The organism is Maricurvus nonylphenolicus (assembly GCF_042854845.1).
Taxonomy (GTDB): domain Bacteria; phylum Pseudomonadota; class Gammaproteobacteria; order Pseudomonadales; family Cellvibrionaceae; genus Maricurvus; species Maricurvus nonylphenolicus.
In genome coordinates this window covers 4,748,322-4,766,925 of sequence record NZ_AP031498.1, presented here as the reverse complement: position 1 = coordinate 4,766,925, position 18,604 = coordinate 4,748,322, and the positions used below count along the sequence as shown (strand labels likewise).

Genomic DNA, 18,604 nt, shown 5'->3' with positions numbered 1-18,604 from the left:
CGGTATTGTTATGGTTAACCAGATTGAAGGGAAGGCATCGAATAAAGAGAACCATCATTTAGATGTCGATAGGTTGGGTCTTTATCTTGAAGCCCATATTGATGGTTTTAAAGGGCCGTTAACAGCAAAAAAATTCTCAGGAGGTCAATCAAACCCCACGTTTTTGTTAACGGCTGAAAGTGGTCACTATGTATTACGCCGTCAGCCCCCAGGAAAACTATTAAAGTCAGCGCATGCAGTTGACAGAGAGTATCGTGTTTTAAAAGCCTTAGCCGATACAGCTGTCCCTGTGGCGAGGGCCTATCATCTCTGTGAAGATCCAGATGTTATTGACTCCATGTTCTATGTCATGAGTTATGAAGAGGGACAAATCTTCTGGGATCCAGCATTACCTGAGCTAGCGCCAGCGCAACGAGCGGATTATTTTGATGAAATGATACGTATGCTGGCTGCGATGCATAACGTTGATGTTGACACTGTGGGGTTGGGTAACTATGGGCGCCCAGGAAATTATTTTGAGCGCCAGATTGGGCTCTGGACCATGCAGTATCGATCTTCCGAAACGCAACACGTGCAGGTGATGGAAGAATTAATCACCTGGTTGTCGGATAACTGTCCTGCTGATGACGGCCAAGTGAGTTTAGTGCACGGCGATTACCGTATGGATAATGTGATATTCGCTCAAGGTAAAGCTAGAGGTCTGGCCGTGTTGGATTGGGAGTTGTCAACCTTAGGGCATCCGCTGGCGGATTTAGCGTTTTTTTGTGCGTGTATGCGCTTACCTAATCAAAGTCCGGTTCCAGGATTAACAGGAATCGATCGGGATGCATTAGGTATACCCAGCGAAGAAGAAATGGTCAGTTATTACTGCAAATTGCGTAGCATTGATGCTATCGATAATTGGCACTTCTATATAGCTTTTTCATTTTTCCGTTTGGCTGCGTTAGCGCAGGGAATACTGAAACGAGCACTAGATGGCAGTGCATCCAGCGATAAGGCAATGGTTGTAGGTGCTGAGCCGTTGGCTGCAATGGCTATGTCTGTAATACATTCAGAAGGTAAATAAAGATGTCAGAATTATTTAATTTAACAGGAAAAGTCGCTTTGGTAACAGGGGCTAGCCGTGGTATCGGGGAGGCTATCGCCAAGTTATTGGCTGGGCAGGGGGCTCATGTGATTGTGTCCAGTCGCAAGATCGAGGATTGTCAGGCTGTTGCCAATGCGATTACTGAGGCTGGTGGAAGTGCCGAAGCCTATGCTTGCCATGTTGGCGATATGGATCAGATAGGCGCAATTTTTGAATATATAAAGCAGCATCACTCGCGCCTGGATATTTTGGTAAACAATGCGGCGACGAATCCCTATTTCGGCCATATTCTTGATACCGATCTTGGGGCTTATAACAAGACGATAGAAGTCAATATTCGCGGATATTTCTTCATGTCCGTTGAAGCGGGCAAGATCATGCGTGAGCAAAGTGGTGGTGCTATCGTTAATACGGCGTCTATCGGCGCTCTGCAGCCTCAATTTATGCAGGGAATCTATTCGGTAACTAAAGCCGCCGTAGTCAATATGACCAAAGCGTTTGCCAAAGAGTGTGCTCAATTCGGTATACGGGTGAATGCTATATTACCGGGACTGACTAAGACAAAATTTGCCAGTGCGTTATTTGATGACGAGAGAATGACTGAAAAAGTCACTTCAATGATTCCGCTACAGCGCCATGCTATGCCTGAAGAAATGGCTGGAACGGTTCTTTATTTAGCGTCTGATGCGTCTTCCTATACGACGGGGGAGTGCATTGTAGTGGATGGTGGCGTGACCATTTAGAAATTCTTGGTTTTTCATCAAAAGACTAGTAGAAATAGAATGAGGTGAATTATGGACTTTGCATATTCCAAGAAAACAGAGGATTTATGTCAAAAAGTCAGCATGTTTATGGATAAACATATTGTTCCACGTATACGTCAATACAATGAAGAAGTTCATGCGGGAACCTATCCAGTATCTTTTATGGAAGATTTAAAAGCCCTGGCTAAGTCAGAAGGCCTGTGGAACTTATTTTTACCGCACCTTAAGGATGATGAGCCTGGTACGCGTTTAACGAATCTGGAATATGCCCCTATCGCAGAAATTACGGGAAGAGTCAGCTGGGCCGCGGAAGTATTTAATTGTAACGCGCCTGATACTGGCAATATGGAATTGCTGCATATGTTTGCCTCTCCCGAGCAGCGAGAAAAGTGGTTGAAACCGCTACTAGATGGCGATATCCGTTCTGCTTTCTGTATGACTGAGCCTGATGTAGCCTCTTCCGATGCGACCAATATCACCACGTTGATTACCCGTGAGGGAGATGAATATGTGATTAATGGCCGCAAGTGGTTTACCACCAATGCCTCGCACCCCAATTGCAAGCTGTTTATTGTTATGGGGAAAACCGATCCATCAGCCGATAGTTACCAACAGCAGAGTATGGTGTTGGTTGCACAGGATACACCAGGGTTGGAGGTAGTTCGTAATACCAATGTGCTTAACCATCATTCCCCAGAAGGGCACTGTGAAGTTGTATTCAAAAATGTACGTGTCCCAGTAGGTAACTTGTTGGGAGAAGAGGGCAGTGGTTTTGCTTTAGCCCAGGCGAGACTGGGGCCGGGAAGGATTCATCACTGTATGCGTTCGCTTGGGGCCGCGGAAGTCGCGCTGGAATTAATGGTAGAGCGCGCGCAAGAGCGTAAAACGTTTGGTAAATATTTATATCAACACGGAAGTGTTGGAGAATGGATTGCTCGCTCACGTATTGAGATTGATCAGGCAAGACTCTTGGTATTGAAGGCTGCATGGATGATGGATAATGTGGGCATTAAGGAAGCTCGTAAGGAAATTGCAATGATTAAGGCGCTGGTGCCGTCAGTACTGGCTACTGTGGCTGATCGAGCAATACAGGTATTTGGTGCAATGGGGTTGACACCCGATACACCTCTTGCTGATATCTATGGTGCCGGGCGTAGTTTACGCATTGCTGACGGTCCAGATGAGGTGCACCTGCATTCCATTGCGCGTATGGAAATTAAAAAGCATCAGAAGTCACACGGGCAGGCCTCGGTGTACTTAACGCCCCCAAATCGATTGTAAAGGTGTGATTGTGAAAACTATTGAGATCAAGAAGCCTGGCGGTATTGAGAATTTATCTCTAACTGACATAGAACAACCTCAGGTTGTGCCGGGTAAGGTGTTGGTTAGATGGCGAGCTACGTCATTAAACTTTCATGATTATTTAGTCGCGAGTGGTTTATTGCCTGTCGCTAATGGGCGAGTTCCCATGTCTGATGGTGCTGGAGAAGTTGTTGCTGTGGGTGAAGGTGTAACTCAGTGGCGCCCTGGCGATAAAGTTATGTCTGTGTTCTTCCCCAATTGGTTGGACGGACGACCATCGCTGGAAAAAATGTCGGCAATTTTGGGTGAAACCGTCGATGGTTGTGCTAGCGAATATACTTGTCTTCCTGCAAATGCGCTAACAGCCATGCCCGATCATCTTGAGTTTACCGAAGCCGCGACCCTACCATGTGCAGCATTAACAGCTTGGCGTGCCCTGGTTGAGGAGGGCGGCCTAAAAGCCGGTGATACGGTACTGATTGAGGGTACCGGAGGAATGTCTATTGCAGCCCTACAGATTGCCAAAGCATCGGGTGCATTTGTATTTGCAACATCATCATCGGACCATAAGCTTGAGCAGCTGAAAGCACTCGGGGCGGATGAGTTGATCAATTATCGTGAGGATCCGAAATGGGGTAAAACGGTAAATCGTTTATCCTCAGGCGGTGTGGATCATGTGCTGGATGTGGGAGGTGAGGCCACACTCAGCCAGTCAGTCGCGGCAGCCAGAATCGATGGTAATGTATCCTTAATCGGTGTTCTTGGAGGTTTTAAGGCGAGAATTTCTCTGCCAACCATTTTCCAAAAGAATCTCCATATCACAGGTATTGCCGTCGGCAGTCAAAAAATGCAGTCGGATATGGTCAGTGCATATAACGCTTCTGGCATTAAACCTGTGATTGATCAGAGCTTTGGTCTTTCTGAGTTAGGAGAGGCATTTCAATATCAGGAACTGGGCGAGCATTTTGGCAAGATTGTGGTGGAAATCTAAAAAATTGAATGCTCTCTGACTTTATCAGTTACAAAAACTACAAGGTTTGACAAGGCATTGGTATTTTATTGTTATAACTTCTGCTCTTTGTAGAAGCGATTAACATATATCTCACGCAATGCCTGACTGAATATTTCTAATTGTTGGGTTTCAGTCATGTGTGCCGTTTAGTTGTAATTACTTTATATTAGGCATAAATCTTTTAAGTTTGGTTCGAGTTTCATCATCAATGTTTGCAGAACATTGTTCCTGGCTGTCATAGAGAACCATCGTTGCCAGAGAGGATGAGCACAGCTGATCTGATTGCAAGACCTGATGGCTAAATTTAATGGATGAGTTACCTATAGATTCTACCCAGGTTTTAATAGTCACATCATTCTCAATAGTAATCTGAGCGTGGTAGTCGATCTCTGCCCTGACAGAGACAAGCTGCAATCTAAAGTCAAAAACCTCCCGGTAAAACTGCCAACGAGCCTCTTGTAGCCAATCCAGTATGGCAACGTTGTTTATGTGGCCTAATACATCCAGTTCACCGAATTTAGGCTTAATGACCGTTTCAAAATGCATGCTCAAAACCTCCTATAGTTACAGTCTATTGACTCCTGATTACCTTGCCTTGGCAGGTAACTTTGAAATCAAAGTGTTAGCACAGTATACAGTTCATTTTGCTATTTACATAATGGTCATTATGTTTTATTGTGGTTACAGTTTACTGAGTTTCCCAATCTGATATTTGCATATTACTCTTGAGTGAACGGTAACAACGCTGCCATCAAAGTGCAGCTTTACCTTTGGATAATGCAATAAAAACAATGAGTTATCGTATGGACTTTAAGCGCACCCCTGATGACCGTTTTGATAATCTGGTCGATTTTAACTTTGCACCTAACTACCTTTATGTTGATGACACTGAGGGTGGCAAGCTACGGGTCCACTATTTGGATGAGGGGCCGGTTGATGGCGATGTCGTACTGTTGATGCATGGCCAACCTGCTTGGTGTTATCTATACCGCCATATGATTCCCTTGCTGGTGGATGAGGGCTTTCGAGTCATTGCGCCAGATTTGGTTGGTATGGGCCGTTCTGATAAGCCGACTAAAGCGGAAGACTATACTTATGCGCGTCATGTGACATGGATGAGTGATTGGCTAACTCAGTTAGATATCAATAACGTTACCGTTTTCTTTCAGGATTGGGGAAGCTTGATTGGCTTGCGCTTGGTAGCAGCTTTCCCTGATCAATTTGCTCATGTTGTATTAGCTAATGGTGCGTTACCTGTTGGAAAAATTCCTGTCGAGCTAACCGATGCGGCGAGAGAAATTTATCAGTCATTACCGGTTGTAGGGGCTGAAAACTTGAAAGATATCTATTTTGATAAATCTTCTCCAGTGCCGCCCTTCCTTTATTGGAGAAAGTTCTGTGCAGAGTGTCAGGATTTAGATGTCGGTTTTACTATGGCTAAAACAGCACATAAATCTCTGAGTGAAATGGAAGCTCAAGCGTATAGTGCTCCTTTCCCGGATGAGAGTTATTTGAAGGGCCCACGTACTTTCCCTAGTTTGGTACCTATCTTTCATGACGATATGGAGGTTGAGGAGAACAAAGCTGCTTGGGAAAGCTTAAGTCAGTTCGATAAACCATTCATGTGCGCTTTTTCTGATGGTGATCCGGTAACTGCGGGAGGGGACCAACCCTTTTTGGAAAGCGTTCCCGGCTGTAGTGATGTACAGCATCGGGTTATTAGTGATGCAGGTCATTTTTTGCAGCAGGATCAGCCAGAGCAGTGCGTAAAAGCCATTTTGGATGTTAGGAGAAGTGCCTGATTCAGTGCAGTGAAGGAATCAACTATGGCCATGAATTGATCCATTTTGGAACTTGGTGCTAACATACATTACGATTGAAATGTATTTTATGAGGGATGAATGTTGTCAAAGCGAACTCAAGCAGAACGCGTAGCTGAATCTGATGAAGCAGTTTTCAATGCCGCAATAGCACTTATAGCAAGTGAAGGCGTATCTTCACTGTCGATTCATAAAGTGGGTAAGCTTGCTGGGTATACAAGCGGAGTTGTTGTACACCGTTTTAAGAACAAAAGCGGGTTGATGAAGGCTGTCGCCAAAAAGGTTCTTGACATTTGGGATAGGAACCTAGAGTTACATGCATTAGATAGTAATTCAGCAATTGGTGATATCAACACAGTAACAACAATCTACTTAAAGCATGTGAAGCGTTGTGACAATTTGATGTTAGCTTACTTTAGGTTAATGCAAGAAAGTCATTGCTCTTGTAAAGAGATTCAGCCGGAATTTGAAGAGTATGACCTTACAGTGCGCAAAACATTGGTCAACTTGATTGAAAGGGGAATAGGCATGGGCGAGATTAAAGCTTCTGTAAACGCCGAATCCTTTGCTATTGCGTATATAGGAATGCTGCGAGGAGTGGCTCTCCAATATTACATACATAAGCGCGAGATAGATCTAGAAAGTGTTGGGTATGCGATCAATTCTCTGTGCGAAAGCCTTCGAACCTGAATATGTGGTGTTAACCTGCATCGCCTTGTGAGTAACGTGAGTGAATTATGAATAATCCGTTAAACCAAACTCTTTCATTACCTTGTGGTGAGATATTGGACAATCGTATAGCCAAATCAGCTATGTCTGAAGGGCTTGCGACCGTACGTGGTGTTCCTACTGATGAACTTGCAAATTTATATCGGTTGTGGTCAGAAGGCGGTGCAGGATTGCTATTAACTGGCAATATCATGATTGATGCGGGTCATCGCGAACGTATGCGCAATATTGTTATTGATGGTTCTCCAAGTTCACAAATGAGAAATGCGTTAGCTAACTGGGCAAAAGCCGGTAAAAAAAGCGGTAATCATTTTTGGGCGCAGCTAAATCATCCCGGGCGTCAGATCGCCAAAGTCATGAATGAAAATCCTAAAGCACCTTCAGCGATACCGGTTGATATGCCTGGCGATGTCTTTGGACAGCCAGTTGAAATGACTCGTGATGAAATATTTGAAGTTATTGGAAAGTTCGCTTCAAGTGCATCAGTTGTGAAGGAAGCCGGGTTTACTGGTGTTCAAATTCACTCCGCTCATGGTTTTCTACTTTCTCAATTCCTGAGCCCAAAGAGTAATCATCGCAAGGACCGATATGGCGGAAGCCTTGAAAATAGGGCTCGACTCCTATTGGAAGTTGTGGCTAAGGTTAGAGATACAGTAGGTAAAGAATTTCCTGTTTCCGTGAAGTTAAATAGCACTGACTTTCAGCGTAGCGGATTTACGTTTGAAGATAGTCTGCAAGTGGCGCAATGGTTGGAAGAGGCTGGTATCGATTTGCTGGAAATATCAGGTGGTAATTATGAACAACCCAAGCTTTTGGGGGCTGAAGGTGTTATAAGTGAAGAGGTGGATGTAACTGAAGAATCAACGTTAAGGAAAGAAGGTTATTTTTCCGGTTTTGCAGATTCAATACGTGCTGCTATCAATATACCTGTAATGGTCACTGGTGGAGTTCGAAAACAGCTGACCATGCAGCAACTTATTGCAGATGGCAGTGTGGATATGATTGGTATAGCCAGACCAATGTGTGTCATGCCGGACGCCCCAAAGAAACTGCTTGCCGGATTGGTTGAGTTGCCTTGTTATGAAAACACACTGTCGTATTTCCCTTGGTGGTTATCCTTTATAAAGTTTTTTAAATTGGCTCGTATTTTGGACACTTTTAGTAAGATGCACTGGTTCAATTGCCGAATTCAAGAATTAGGTAGCGATGGTTATGCTAATACTCAGATGTCTGCGAAAACTTCTTCTAAACGCTACCGAGAAAGTGAGCAAAAACTTAGGGAACAGTGCTGAAATACTTATTCTAAAATTAATTATTATCACTGGATGCTACTTATAGAAATATCCAGATCAGTAAATGTGTAAAGATACTAAGAGGAATATGATATGGCCATTACTCTAAAGGGGAAAGTTGTAGCAATCACGGGTGGTGCTCGGGGTATAGGTCTAGAAACTGCGAAAGCACTTATAGCAAAAGGCGCCAAAGTGAGTATTGGAGACGTAGATGCTGAAGGTGTTGAAATAGTTGCTAAGGAGATTGGTGCACACGGATGTTATCTCGATGTTAGAGATCAGGCATCTTTCAGTAATTTTCTAGATAGTACCAGGGATAATTTAGGGCCAGTGCATGCATTGGTAAACAATGCTGGTATCATGCCGAAGAATACTTTTTTGGATGAGGATGATGCTCTTGCAGATGCAGCTCTAGATATCAATCTCCGTGGTGTGATAAATGGAATGCGTGCTGCTCTGCCTGCTATGAAGGACAGAAATGCCGGGCATATTGTCAATGTGTCTTCTCTCATGGGGCGATTTGCTCTTCCGGGTTACTCCTTCTACGTGGCCACGAAATTTGCTGTTGTAGGTTTAACTGAATCGGTAGCAGCTGAATTTCGGGAAAGTGATATTAATTTTTCTCTGGTTTTGCCCTCAAGAGTGCGTACTGAATTAGCATCTGGAACAGATGAATCGACAAAGGGGTTAATGCCTACCTTAGATCCAAAAGATGTTGCAGATAGTATCGTGGCTACTTTGGAGAAGCCACGTTTATATACTGTGCTACCTGGGTACATGAAATTGGTTTATGTTCTAGCTCAAATGATACCTGTTCGAATTAAAAACCTGATCAAAAGGGCTGCGGGCGAATCTAAGCTTTATAAAAACGTGGATCGTGACGCTCTGTCATCTTATTCGGATCGCTTGAAAACTATTGCGCGTAATAAACCTAATTCATAAAGTGATTTTTATTTATTAGTGTCAATAGGCATTAGTAATGAGTCTTTATAGGCTGCGTCAATTTTATTAAGTCCTAGTATAAGATTGATGCAGCCTATACTTGAAATCAACGTATTCGAATTATTGTTGTTGATTTAGCAAATGGTGCAGTTTCAGAGATTGAAGCTCACACTGCCTAGCCTTATTTATAGGGTTATCTTCCTGTAAAAGCTCCCTTTTCGGTAATTTGCCTTGAGTCTACGAGGCATTTTCTATCAGCCTGATCTCATAGATTAGGCTTCTTCAAAAATAATATTTAATTAAATCAATAGGTTATCTTGATTTTTCTCTCCCGGCGCTTCTTTTGCGTAGTAAGTTAAATCTGCTATCCCTGTAATTGGTTCTTCAAGTTATCAAGTGTAAAGATATTTATAATGTAAAAACATAATGCACGTTATGTATTTACATAATGGTCATTATGTTTTAATCTGGATTTATCAGAACGGATATAAAGACTGTCAGCGATTGAATTGGCTCGCAGTTGTCACAAGCTGCTTTATTCAAACTTTGTGGACAAGTGCAGCAACAAAAATATCCCTATTTACTAAAGCATCACCTCTTAAACATAACAGAATTTAACAATGTAATTTCGGAGATAACTATGGACCTACATCTAAGAGAAAAGACTGCGATCATTACTGGATCTGCCCGAGGTATTGGTGCGGCTATTGCTAAGGCTCTTGCAGAAGAAGGGGTTAATGTTGTGATTACAGATATTAATTCAGAAGCTGCTGCAGAGTATGCAAAAGATCTCGTTGAGCAGGGCCACAATGCTATCTCAGTTGGTTCCGACATTTCTGATCCTGAGTCAGTGGACTTATTGCAGAAAGCTACGCTAGAAGCATTTGGAGGTGTAGATATTCTTGTTAATAACGCAGGCATCGTTCGTGATAGAGGCATTATCAAAATGAGTGTTGAGGATTGGGATGCAGTCCTTTCGACTAATTTGAAAGGATCCTGGTTGTGTAGTAAAGCGGTTCTGCCTTCAATGGCTCAGAGAGGCTGGGGACGTATTGTTAATATTTCGTCACGAGCTCACTGGGGCAATCCAGGGCAGACCAACTATTCTTCGGCAAAAGCAGGTGTTATAGGATTGACCCGTTCTTTGGCCATGGAGCAGGGCCGCCGTAACATTACTGTTAATGCTGTCGCTCCGGGTTTCATCCTAACAGACGGAATCAAGAGTCTTGATCATATTGAGCATATCAAGGCTGGTGCTCTTGAAAAAAATACTGTCCCACGCTTGGGGGAACCTGAGGATATCGCGAATATTGTGACATTCCTGGTATCAGACAGGGCGGGTTATATAAACGGTGAGTTAGTTCATGTGAGTGGCGGTCGATATTCTGGCTAGAATTAAATTGAGTGCCTTGAGCAATCTTAATCTTAACGCTTAGGATGGAGGAGAATAATATGAACTTAATAAAATCGTTAAAGCTGAATTCAAGGCGATTTCCTCGTAAAGACGCAATTGTCTTTGAGGGAAACGCAATAAGCTATAAAGAACTTTATGATCGGACCGTAGCATTTTCAGAACAGCTTGTTGAGAAAGGCGTTAGGGCTAACGATAAAGTTGCTATTGTTTCAGAAAATCACCCTAATTATTTTGTTGCGATTTACGCTATAACTGCGCTGGGTGCTATTCCGGCGCTAATTAACTACCGACTTAAACCTGAAGATTTGAAGCAGGTAATCATCAATGCGGAATGTAAGGCCGCTGTGGTGGGGTTGGATTGGGAGTATTTGGCAAATGATACACCAGCCGGTGTTGATTGTTTTTTCTCCATAGAAGATGAGTCGTCGATTAGCAATGAAAGTTTGCTGGCGATGGATGGTGAGTTGACTCAAACCGTTGCTGATGAAATCTATAAGCAGGCGCACTCAACAATAATGTTTCATACCTCGGGAACAACCGGACTGCCAAAGGGGGTCTTGCGTTCCAAAATGGGGTTTGAACATCGCAGTGTGCAATACGGTGTTTCTGCTGAAGACAGCTTTCTCGCGGTGATGCCTTGTTGTTTGTCTGCAGGTGGGACTTACGCTTTATGGGCACTTTATATCGGTTCTACACTGCATTTGCACAGAAATGTCGATTATAGCGCTATTCTGGAAACCATCGAGAAATATAGAGTTTCAGTAATGGCTTTGCTGCCTCCCATGTTAGATCAAATCTTTGATTTAAACTTGGAAGCAAAGCGTAATATTAAATCACTTAAATACGTTATTAGCGGTGGTGGTTATATCGATGAATCGCTAAGGCTGAGATCAAAAGAAATCCTAGGGGATGTTTTGACTGTTTACTATGGGTCGTCAGAGTTAGGCCCCAGTGCATTCCTTAGTGCAAAAGAGTTGAATACCATATATCGAGATAACTGTATTGGACGGCCTTTTTTTGGAGCTGATGTCATTCTTCTGGACGAAAAAGGCAACGAGGTTGAAGTTGGTGAAACCGGCAGAATTTGTGTGCGCAGTGACATGCAACTTGACAGTTATTATAAAAATGAAGAACTGATCAAAGATATTAGTGTTGGTGAGTATTTGTGCGTCGGTGATCTGGGGCGTTTTGATGAGGATGGCCTTCTATATTTCGTTGGAAGAGAGCGAGATTTCATTAGAACTGGAGGGATCAATGTTCCCTCTGGTGACGTTGAGTCAACGTTACTAAACCACCCATTAATCAGTGAAGTCTACTGTGTAGGTGTTCCTGATAAAAAGTGGGGTGAGGCGATTTGTGCTGTCATTATTGTAAAACCTAATGAGACGTTAACAAACGAGGATGTTGTTGCGTTCTCTGCTGAAAATCTCCCAGGGTACAAAAAGCCGCAACATATATTGTTTGTCGATGAAGTTCCCAAGAATTTATCTGGCCGTGTAGTAAAACCAGAGCTGTTGAAGATTGTTGAAGAGAAATTAGGTGGGGAAGAAAAATGAGTATAGATATTGCTAGTGTTGTAAAGACGCAGCTCTATTTTGAAGATTTGACTGTAGGCGATATTTTTAGAACCCCGTCCAGGACTGTGACGGAGTCGGATGTTGCACAGTTTGCAGGACTATCCGCAGATTATAACAGAATTCATGTTGATGACGAATTCGCTAAAAATTCGTTCTTTGGAAAAAGGATCGCTCACGGTTTGTTGGTGTTGTCTATGTTATCTGGGTTAGTAACAAGGACCATTTTTAACCAGCTTTTAGAGAAGAGTGGAATTGGGCTCTTGAATTTAGAGTGTCGTTTCCCTAGGCCAACGTTCATCGGAGATACCATCTATGGAGAAGTGGAAATCGCTGACAAGCGAATAACATCTAAAGGGGATCGTGGTGTTGTAACACTTAAGCGTAGAGCTATCAATCAGCATGATGAGATCGTTGTTGATAGTGAATTTAAGATGATGATTGTCTTGAAAGAGCCGGTTGCTGCTTAATCTAAAGTAGTCTGAATTGTTTGAATAGGTAAAAGATAATGGGAAAGCTTACGCAAATAGGCCACTGCACTGCGGATGACATTTTTATTCGTGATATGAATTTGTCTGAAGAGATTCTAGATAAGCATGACTTTATTGATGTTATTTATTATTTGTTATTCGCTCGCATGCCGACAAGTAATGAAAAACGTATGTTAAATGTATTGCTAGTTACGGGTACTGACCATGGATTTACTCCGAGTTCTATAAGCTCTCGATTGACATATCTCGGAGCACCAGAGTCGGTTCAGGGGGCGCTAGCTGCTGGTTTGTTAGGAGCTGGGAATGTATTTCTTGGTGCAATGCAAAAATCAGCTGAGTTGCTTAGTGAAAATATTGGTGACCTTGATGAGAATAGTTCTGATGAGGAGTATGTTGCCCGAGCAGTACAGATTCTCGAAAGCTGTAAGCGGAAAAAACGTTCTATTCCTGGTGTGGGGCATCCTATACATGTGAATGGCGACCCCAGAACACCGAGATTGAGAGAAATATCAAAGGAATGTGGCTTCTATGGTAAACACTGGAGGTTGATGGATGCGATCTCTGATCAGCTTGTTGCTGCAGGTAAAAACTTACCATTGAATGCTGTAGGTGCCACCGGTGCAATATGTGTTGACATGAATCTGGACCCACGTATTGGTCGAGGTTTTGCTGTGATAGGCAGGACAGCAGGATTGTTGGCTCATGTTATGGAAGAGGCAAAGCAACCGGCTGGGTTACAAATATGGGATGCAGTAATGCAGGCGGACGCCTAATTCTTTTTACTCAGAAGACTATAGATATAAATCGTAATTAATCACGAGGATATTGCTATGCGTGAATTTAAGGCACTTATCAATGGAGAGTTATTGCCGGGTGAGGGTACCTTTGACGTAATTAACCCTGCTAACGAAGAGGTTGTAGGAGGTGCGCCAGAGAATACATTATATGATCTTGATGCAGCAGTCAGTGCTGCATCAAACGCTTTTCCCGCATGGTCATCTATTTCTGTTCAGGACAGATCAGAGTATCTACAGAAAATAAAAGACATTATTGAAGAGAATTGTGACGAGCTAGCAGAGTTGGTAACTCTGGAGCAGGGTAAGCCGCTTGTCGAGGCTAGAAATGAAGTTGAGCGATCTGCATTGCTCGCATCTGTAATGCCTTTCCTACAGCTTCCGCAAGATACTTATCTGGATGATCAGACTAATCATGCATATGCAGAATATAGTCCGCTTGGTGTTGTGGCAGCTATTCCGCCATGGAATTACCCCATACTGAGTGCAATCGTAAAAATTGTATCTGCAATATATGTTGGTAACACCGTTGTAGTGAAACCATCCCCATTGACTCCAATGAGTATTCTCAAGTTTGGTGAGTTGATTAAAGATGTTTTGCCAAAAGGCGTTATTAATATTATTACAAGCAGTCATGATGAACTTGGTCGCTTAATGACAATGCATACTGGGGTGGATGCTGTCTCGTTTACAGGTTCATCTACTGTTGGCAAAAAAATCATGGAGTCATCTGGTGCTAGATTAAAACGTATCATTCTGGAGTTGGGTGGTAATGATGCGGCTGTAGTTTTGGAGGACGTCGATCCGCAAAAGGTTGCAAAAGACCTTATTAAGAATGCTTTCTACAATAGTGGTCAAGTGTGTATCGGAATTAAACGATTGTATGTCCACGAAAGTAAATTTGAGAGTATGAAACAGGCTTTGGTTGCTGAACTTAAGAAGTTGGTTGTGGGTGATGGAAGTACTCCAGAAACGACTATGGGGCCGCTTCAAAATCAATCTCAGGTCGATAGCATGCATCGCTTCCTGAATGATGCTGTCGCTGGTGGAGCGGAAGTGTTATTTCAATCCGATATTCCTGAAGGCGCGGGGTTCTTTTTTCCTCCTACATTACTTACAAATCTTGCCGAAGATTCCAAAATTCTGGTTGATGAAGCATTTGGACCTTTCTTGCCTATTATTCCATTTAAGGATGTTGATGAGGTTATTAAAAAAGCCAATCAAGGTGTCTATGGTTTAGCTGGATCAGTTTGGACAAGTGATATCGAGAAGGGCAAGTCTCTGGCAAAAAGCTTAAGAACAGGTACGGTATGGATTAATCAGCATCGTGCACTTCACCCCTTCGTTCCTTTTGGTGGTGTTAAAGAATCTGGCATTGGTTGTGAGATGGGCGTGGATGGTCTTCTCCAATATACAGAGAGGAGGGTGGTTAATATTCTAAAAGAAGTAGATCTCAGTTAGATCGCTTTCTACGTATTTATATAAAATATTCTTAAACATAAACTTGCAGTAAGTTGAGAGAGCTAATGAAAAAAAATAGAGTGTCTACCCTGGCATCGGTAATTAGTAGTTTGGCGGTATTGCCTGCAACAAATGCCGTTTCTGAGGTGTTTCAATTAGAAGAGGTTGTAGTTACAGCCCAAAAACGAGCGGAGAGTCTACAAGACGTACCTATTTCAGTTTCAGCCGTCAATGGCGAGAAAATGGCTGAAGCAGGTGTTGAAAACCTACAAGACCTTTCAGCATATGTACCCAATCTCCGGATCGTTGATGGTGGTATGGTGCCTCAGATGTTTATTCGTGGAATTGGTTCTGGAACCAATCAGGGTTTTGAGCAATCAGTGGGGACATATTCTGATGGGGTTTATGCCGGTCGTAGCTTGCAATCACGAGCAGCATTTCTTGACCTAGAGCGTGTCGAGGTTCTTAGGGGGCCGCAAAGTATTTTATTTGGACAGAGCTCAATTGCAGGTGCGATTAGCTTGGTCAGTGCTAAGCCTACCCATGAGCTCGAAGCGCTGTTGAGTGCTAGTCATGTCGCTGAGTATGGGGAGACAGAATTGAATGCGGTTGTATCTGGCCCTTTATCAGAGAATGTAGGGGCTAGATTGGCGCTACGTGATCGTCAAGAGGATGGATACATGAAAAACAATATCCTCTCCGGTGACTATCCTCAAGTTGATGAACAAGCTGCTCGCTTGACTCTGAGTTGGGACCAAGGGAATATCAGTTCAACATTCAAAACAGAAATCTTCAAGTTGGATCGTCAAGGTCGAACAATGACGCCTACTGATTTAGGGACATACCCGATCAAGAGTATCGCAGGCACGCATGGTCCGCTTCAGCAAACGTCAGGGCAGATAGATCATAAGTTGTGGAGTAATGAAGATAATCAATTCGAATTTGATAGCGAAAGCTATGTATTGAATGTGGATTACGACTTCGATGCTTTCACATTGACGTCAATTACTTCATATAACGAGTATGAGTATCAGGAAGATAATTTTGACCCAGATACCACAGAAGTGGACATGTTATCTCAAGATATGGCTGAAGACTTTGAGCAGTTCAGTCAAGAGATTCGTTTGACATCTACTGATGGTGATGCCATTGATTACATTGTAGGGTTGTTTTATCAGGATTCTGAGCAGTCCTATCAAGAGGATGCATTCTTAAAGGTGTCTGCAATCGGCTTAGATCAGAGCTTTGGTTTACCTGTTGGTATCCTTGATAGTGTGGCTGTCAGAGATTTTGGTCAGGAGTCTAAAACTTACGCAGCATTTGGCCAGTTGACATGGACATTAAGCGAAGAATTGCGTTTAACCTTGGGTTTAAGGTACACAAAAGATAAAAAAGAAGGGCAGCGCTCAATACAAAGTTACTCACTGGCAATGCCTGGCACGCTGCTGAGTGATGTAACTTTACCTTCACCGCCAGCCCCGGCTCCAAATGTAGGTTTATTGGTGGCTGATAGCTTTAATCTTGCGGATCATGATCTATCCGATAGTTATAGTAAAGAAAATTGGACTCCAAGCATTAACCTTCAATACGATCTGAATAGCGATATTATGCTCTATGTCAGCTACTCTGAGGGTTATAAGGCAGCAGGATATGATGCCCGTGGTAACAATGGTTGGACAACTGCATTAGGGTTCCCAGGCAAGTCGGGAACTGAGCTTGGCGGAGAAAGTTTCTTCTTCGATCAGGAAGAGGCGGAAACACTGGAATTGGGCGCCAAAATGTCGTTACTGGACGGTTCGGCAGAGCTTAATGTTGCTATCTATCAAACTGATTACACCGATATGCAAGTGAGTGTTTTCGATGGCGCGTTTGGATTTGCTGTACTGAACGCCGGTGAGGCTCAGGTTCGTGGCCTAGAATTGGACGGACGTTGGCAGGTTTCTGAGAGCCTGATGTTAAACAGTAGCTTGGCTTATCTGGATTTTGAATGGACAGATTATCCTGCTGGCGCCTGTAATGGAGCTGGAAGCTTGCCAGCAAGCACGACTTTAGCAGGTAACTGTGATTATGAAGGCAAAGAAAATGTTCACACACCTGAGTGGTCTTTCAATTTCGGTGCTAACCATGTCTATATGCTGACAGATGCGATGGAGTTACGATCAGCATTGGATGTTAATTTCAAAGATAATCATTATGTATCTAATGATCTTGATCCTCGCTCTGAGCAACATGCGGTAACAGTCTTTAATGGTCGCATCGCTTTAGCAGCAGCTGATGATAGCTGGCAACTGGCTCTGGTGGGAAAAAACCTAAGCGATCAAAAGATTTTTAGCTTTGCTGGTCCTATCTCCCAATCTGACGGAGGTATATTTGTTAATATGATGCGGCCACGTACCTTTGCTATTGAAGGTAACTACCGTTTCTAGTTTTCTAGCTTAATTGCTTACCTATCTGTTGTAGTGTGAATTGGACTTTCATCTACTCTCTTGCTTGGCTTTCCTCACGGGAAGCCTTTTTTTTATATAAGTATATTGGGAATAAAAATGACCCACTATTTAAGTGCTGATCAGGAATATCTTAAAGAAACAGTACGGAAATTCTTAAGTCGAAATCTGGATCCTTATATTACGGATTATGAGCGCCGTGGACACTTTCCTTTTGAAATCATGAAAGATATTCAGCCGTTTGGTATGGTTGGTGGTATCTTGGATGAGGCGCATGGTGGTATGGATCTCAGTTTCACTGAATGGACCTTGTTGGTCGAAGAGGCTGGTTATCACTGGGCTTCATTGCGTGCCGCTGTAAATAATGCCAGTGGGGTGTCACTATTGCTCAGAGAGCTAGGTACAAAATCACAAAAGCAAGAGTACCTCGAACCTGTTATGAAATGTGAACGACAAGGCTGGGTGGGTATTACCGAACCTGACCACGGGTCTAACGTTGCTGGAATTGAGACCAGAGCAGTTAAACAGGGGAATTCATATATAATCACTGGCTCTAAAGTATTTATTACATTTGGGCAGTGGGCTGACTTCGGTATTCTTGTAGCCAAAACCTTCAGTGATACGTGTGATGGAAAGTTAAGCTTATTTATTGTCGATAAAGATTCTAGTCCTTATATTATCGAACCTGTCGAAACGATGATTCTTCGATCTACGGGAACGGCTCTACTAAGTTTTGATAATGTGAAGGTGCCTTCAAGTAGCCTGTTGGGAAGAGAAGGTGAAGGGCTTAAATCTATTTTAAGTTCTCTCAATAAAGGGCGACTTAATTTAGCGGCAGGTTCGGTAGGTTATGCACAGGCTGCACTGGATAAATCTATTGAGTATGCAAAAACACGTAAGCAGTTTAATAAATTAATTGGTGAGTTCCAGCTTATTCAAGACAAAATCGTCGAAATGCAGATTCGAACCGACGCCTCGCGTGCCCTTACCTACAATGCTGCCAGGGCTCTTGATGAAGGTAAGCTATCTCGAGTCGAATGCTCGATTGCTAAGCTTTATGCTACACGAGCTGGATTTGAAGTCGCTGATATGGCGATGGAAGTACATGGGGGGATAGGGTATGCAACTGATATGGGGATTGAAAGAATATTTCGTGATTCCAAAGGAGCCATGATTCCTGAGGGGACGAGTAATATTCAAAAATTGATCATTGGCAGGGAGCTCCTTGGCATATCTGCCTTGTTGTAGCATGCAGACGAATAGTTGTGCTTGCAGTTCGCCACCTTCGTTTAGGTATCGACCTGGGTTTTAGTTGTGGCTCCAGCCTCATCTTACTTTAAAAATCTCTGTGATCTGTTCTTCTGTAAATCGCTTATTTATGTCTACTATTTACGTAGTTGGAGGACTGTACCAGATTTAAAGTGGCTCTGTTACTGTACAGAGCTATACTGCCTATATCATCTATATAAAGTTCTATA

16 protein-coding genes are annotated in these 18,604 nt (G+C 43.0%); 15 read left to right on the top strand and 1 reads right to left on the bottom strand.

The window, feature by feature from the left end; translation table 11 throughout:
* The first annotated feature begins 10 nt into the window (after positions 1-10).
* From ACGHZ6_RS20690 to ACGHZ6_RS20675, 4 genes are read left to right on the top strand one after another with little or no spacing between them, the layout of a single operon-like run.
* Positions 11-1,066: a phosphotransferase family protein gene (locus ACGHZ6_RS20690; RefSeq protein WP_390615943.1), complete on the top strand. Its 1,056-nt coding sequence runs from the start codon at positions 11-13 to the stop codon at positions 1,064-1,066.
* A gap of 2 nt (positions 1,067-1,068) precedes the next feature.
* Entirely contained in the window at positions 1,069-1,830 is a 762-nt protein-coding gene (locus ACGHZ6_RS20685) for an SDR family oxidoreductase (protein ID WP_390615942.1), read from the top strand.
* A 51-nt stretch (positions 1,831-1,881) separates the two neighbouring features.
* The gene (locus ACGHZ6_RS20680; RefSeq protein ID WP_390615941.1) at positions 1,882-3,132 is read left to right on the top strand and encodes an acyl-CoA dehydrogenase family protein; all 1,251 of its coding nucleotides are present in this window, start codon (positions 1,882-1,884) and stop codon (positions 3,130-3,132) included.
* 10 nt (positions 3,133-3,142) lie between these two features.
* The gene (locus tag ACGHZ6_RS20675; RefSeq protein ID WP_390615940.1) at positions 3,143-4,144 is read left to right on the top strand and encodes an NAD(P)-dependent alcohol dehydrogenase; all 1,002 of its coding nucleotides are present in this window, start codon (positions 3,143-3,145) and stop codon (positions 4,142-4,144) included.
* A 177-nt stretch (positions 4,145-4,321) separates the two neighbouring features.
* Here ACGHZ6_RS20675 and ACGHZ6_RS20670 read toward each other — a convergent pair whose 3' ends face one another.
* On the bottom strand, positions 4,322-4,711 hold the full coding sequence (locus tag ACGHZ6_RS20670; RefSeq protein WP_390615939.1) for an acyl-CoA thioesterase: 390 nt from the start codon (positions 4,709-4,711) through the stop codon (positions 4,322-4,324).
* Between the two features lie 224 nt (positions 4,712-4,935).
* Here ACGHZ6_RS20670 and ACGHZ6_RS20665 point away from each other — a divergent pair, with 224 nt between their 5' ends.
* From ACGHZ6_RS20665 to ACGHZ6_RS20615, 11 genes are all read left to right on the top strand, one after another.
* Positions 4,936-5,967, top strand: a complete 1,032-nt coding sequence (locus ACGHZ6_RS20665; RefSeq protein WP_390615938.1) for a haloalkane dehalogenase — start codon at positions 4,936-4,938, stop codon at positions 5,965-5,967.
* Positions 5,968-6,066: 99 nt separating this feature from the next.
* A complete protein-coding gene (locus ACGHZ6_RS20660) occupies positions 6,067-6,675 on the top strand; it encodes a TetR/AcrR family transcriptional regulator (protein WP_390615937.1) in 609 nt (202 codons plus the stop codon).
* Positions 6,676-6,722: 47 nt separating this feature from the next.
* Positions 6,723-8,006: an NADH:flavin oxidoreductase/NADH oxidase family protein gene (locus ACGHZ6_RS20655; RefSeq protein ID WP_390615936.1), complete on the top strand. Its 1,284-nt coding sequence runs from the start codon at positions 6,723-6,725 to the stop codon at positions 8,004-8,006.
* 93 nt (positions 8,007-8,099) lie between these two features.
* Positions 8,100-8,948 (top strand): SDR family oxidoreductase, encoded by an 849-nt coding sequence (locus ACGHZ6_RS20650; RefSeq protein ID WP_390615935.1) that lies wholly within the window; start codon positions 8,100-8,102, stop codon positions 8,946-8,948.
* Positions 8,949-9,468: 520 nt separating this feature from the next.
* Positions 9,469-10,341 carry a 3-oxoacyl-ACP reductase family protein gene (locus tag ACGHZ6_RS20645; protein WP_390615934.1) on the top strand — a complete coding sequence of 291 codons (873 nt, stop codon included), beginning with the start codon at positions 9,469-9,471 and terminating at the stop codon, positions 10,339-10,341.
* A 59-nt stretch (positions 10,342-10,400) separates the two neighbouring features.
* Positions 10,401-11,918 carry a class I adenylate-forming enzyme family protein gene (locus ACGHZ6_RS20640; RefSeq protein WP_390615932.1) on the top strand — a complete coding sequence of 506 codons (1,518 nt, stop codon included), beginning with the start codon at positions 10,401-10,403 and terminating at the stop codon, positions 11,916-11,918.
* Positions 11,915-12,406, top strand: a complete 492-nt coding sequence (locus tag ACGHZ6_RS20635; RefSeq protein ID WP_390615931.1) for a MaoC/PaaZ C-terminal domain-containing protein — start codon at positions 11,915-11,917, stop codon at positions 12,404-12,406. Before ACGHZ6_RS20640 ends, ACGHZ6_RS20635 begins: the two co-directional genes overlap by 4 nt.
* 38 nt (positions 12,407-12,444) lie before the next feature.
* A complete protein-coding gene (locus tag ACGHZ6_RS20630; protein WP_390615930.1) occupies positions 12,445-13,200 on the top strand; it encodes a citryl-CoA lyase in 756 nt (251 codons plus the stop codon).
* Between the two features lie 57 nt (positions 13,201-13,257).
* Positions 13,258-14,682: an aldehyde dehydrogenase family protein gene (locus ACGHZ6_RS20625; protein WP_390615928.1), complete on the top strand. Its 1,425-nt coding sequence runs from the start codon at positions 13,258-13,260 to the stop codon at positions 14,680-14,682.
* A gap of 65 nt (positions 14,683-14,747) precedes the next feature.
* A complete protein-coding gene (locus ACGHZ6_RS20620; RefSeq protein WP_390615926.1) occupies positions 14,748-17,108 on the top strand; it encodes a TonB-dependent receptor in 2,361 nt (786 codons plus the stop codon).
* A 117-nt stretch (positions 17,109-17,225) separates the two neighbouring features.
* A complete protein-coding gene (locus ACGHZ6_RS20615; RefSeq protein ID WP_390615925.1) occupies positions 17,226-18,374 on the top strand; it encodes an acyl-CoA dehydrogenase family protein in 1,149 nt (382 codons plus the stop codon).
* Positions 18,375-18,604 lie beyond the last annotated feature (230 nt).

Coding starts and splice junctions, on each gene's coding strand:
- ACGHZ6_RS20690 (WP_390615943.1), top strand. CDS start 11: ATGGTTAACCAGATTGAAGGGAAGGCATCGAATAAAGAGAACCATCAT.
- ACGHZ6_RS20685 (WP_390615942.1), top strand. CDS start 1,069: ATGTCAGAATTATTTAATTTAACAGGAAAAGTCGCTTTGGTAACAGGG.
- ACGHZ6_RS20680 (WP_390615941.1), top strand. CDS start 1,882: ATGGACTTTGCATATTCCAAGAAAACAGAGGATTTATGTCAAAAAGTC.
- ACGHZ6_RS20670 (WP_390615939.1), bottom strand. CDS start 4,711: ATGCATTTTGAAACGGTCATTAAGCCTAAATTCGGTGAACTGGATGTA.
- ACGHZ6_RS20660 (WP_390615937.1), top strand. CDS start 6,067: ATGTTGTCAAAGCGAACTCAAGCAGAACGCGTAGCTGAATCTGATGAA.
- ACGHZ6_RS20655 (WP_390615936.1), top strand. CDS start 6,723: ATGAATAATCCGTTAAACCAAACTCTTTCATTACCTTGTGGTGAGATA.
- ACGHZ6_RS20650 (WP_390615935.1), top strand. CDS start 8,100: ATGGCCATTACTCTAAAGGGGAAAGTTGTAGCAATCACGGGTGGTGCT.
- ACGHZ6_RS20640 (WP_390615932.1), top strand. CDS start 10,401: ATGAACTTAATAAAATCGTTAAAGCTGAATTCAAGGCGATTTCCTCGT.
- ACGHZ6_RS20635 (WP_390615931.1), top strand. CDS start 11,915: ATGAGTATAGATATTGCTAGTGTTGTAAAGACGCAGCTCTATTTTGAA.
- ACGHZ6_RS20630 (WP_390615930.1), top strand. CDS start 12,445: ATGGGAAAGCTTACGCAAATAGGCCACTGCACTGCGGATGACATTTTT.
- ACGHZ6_RS20625 (WP_390615928.1), top strand. CDS start 13,258: ATGCGTGAATTTAAGGCACTTATCAATGGAGAGTTATTGCCGGGTGAG.
- ACGHZ6_RS20620 (WP_390615926.1), top strand. CDS start 14,748: ATGAAAAAAAATAGAGTGTCTACCCTGGCATCGGTAATTAGTAGTTTG.
- ACGHZ6_RS20615 (WP_390615925.1), top strand. CDS start 17,226: ATGACCCACTATTTAAGTGCTGATCAGGAATATCTTAAAGAAACAGTA.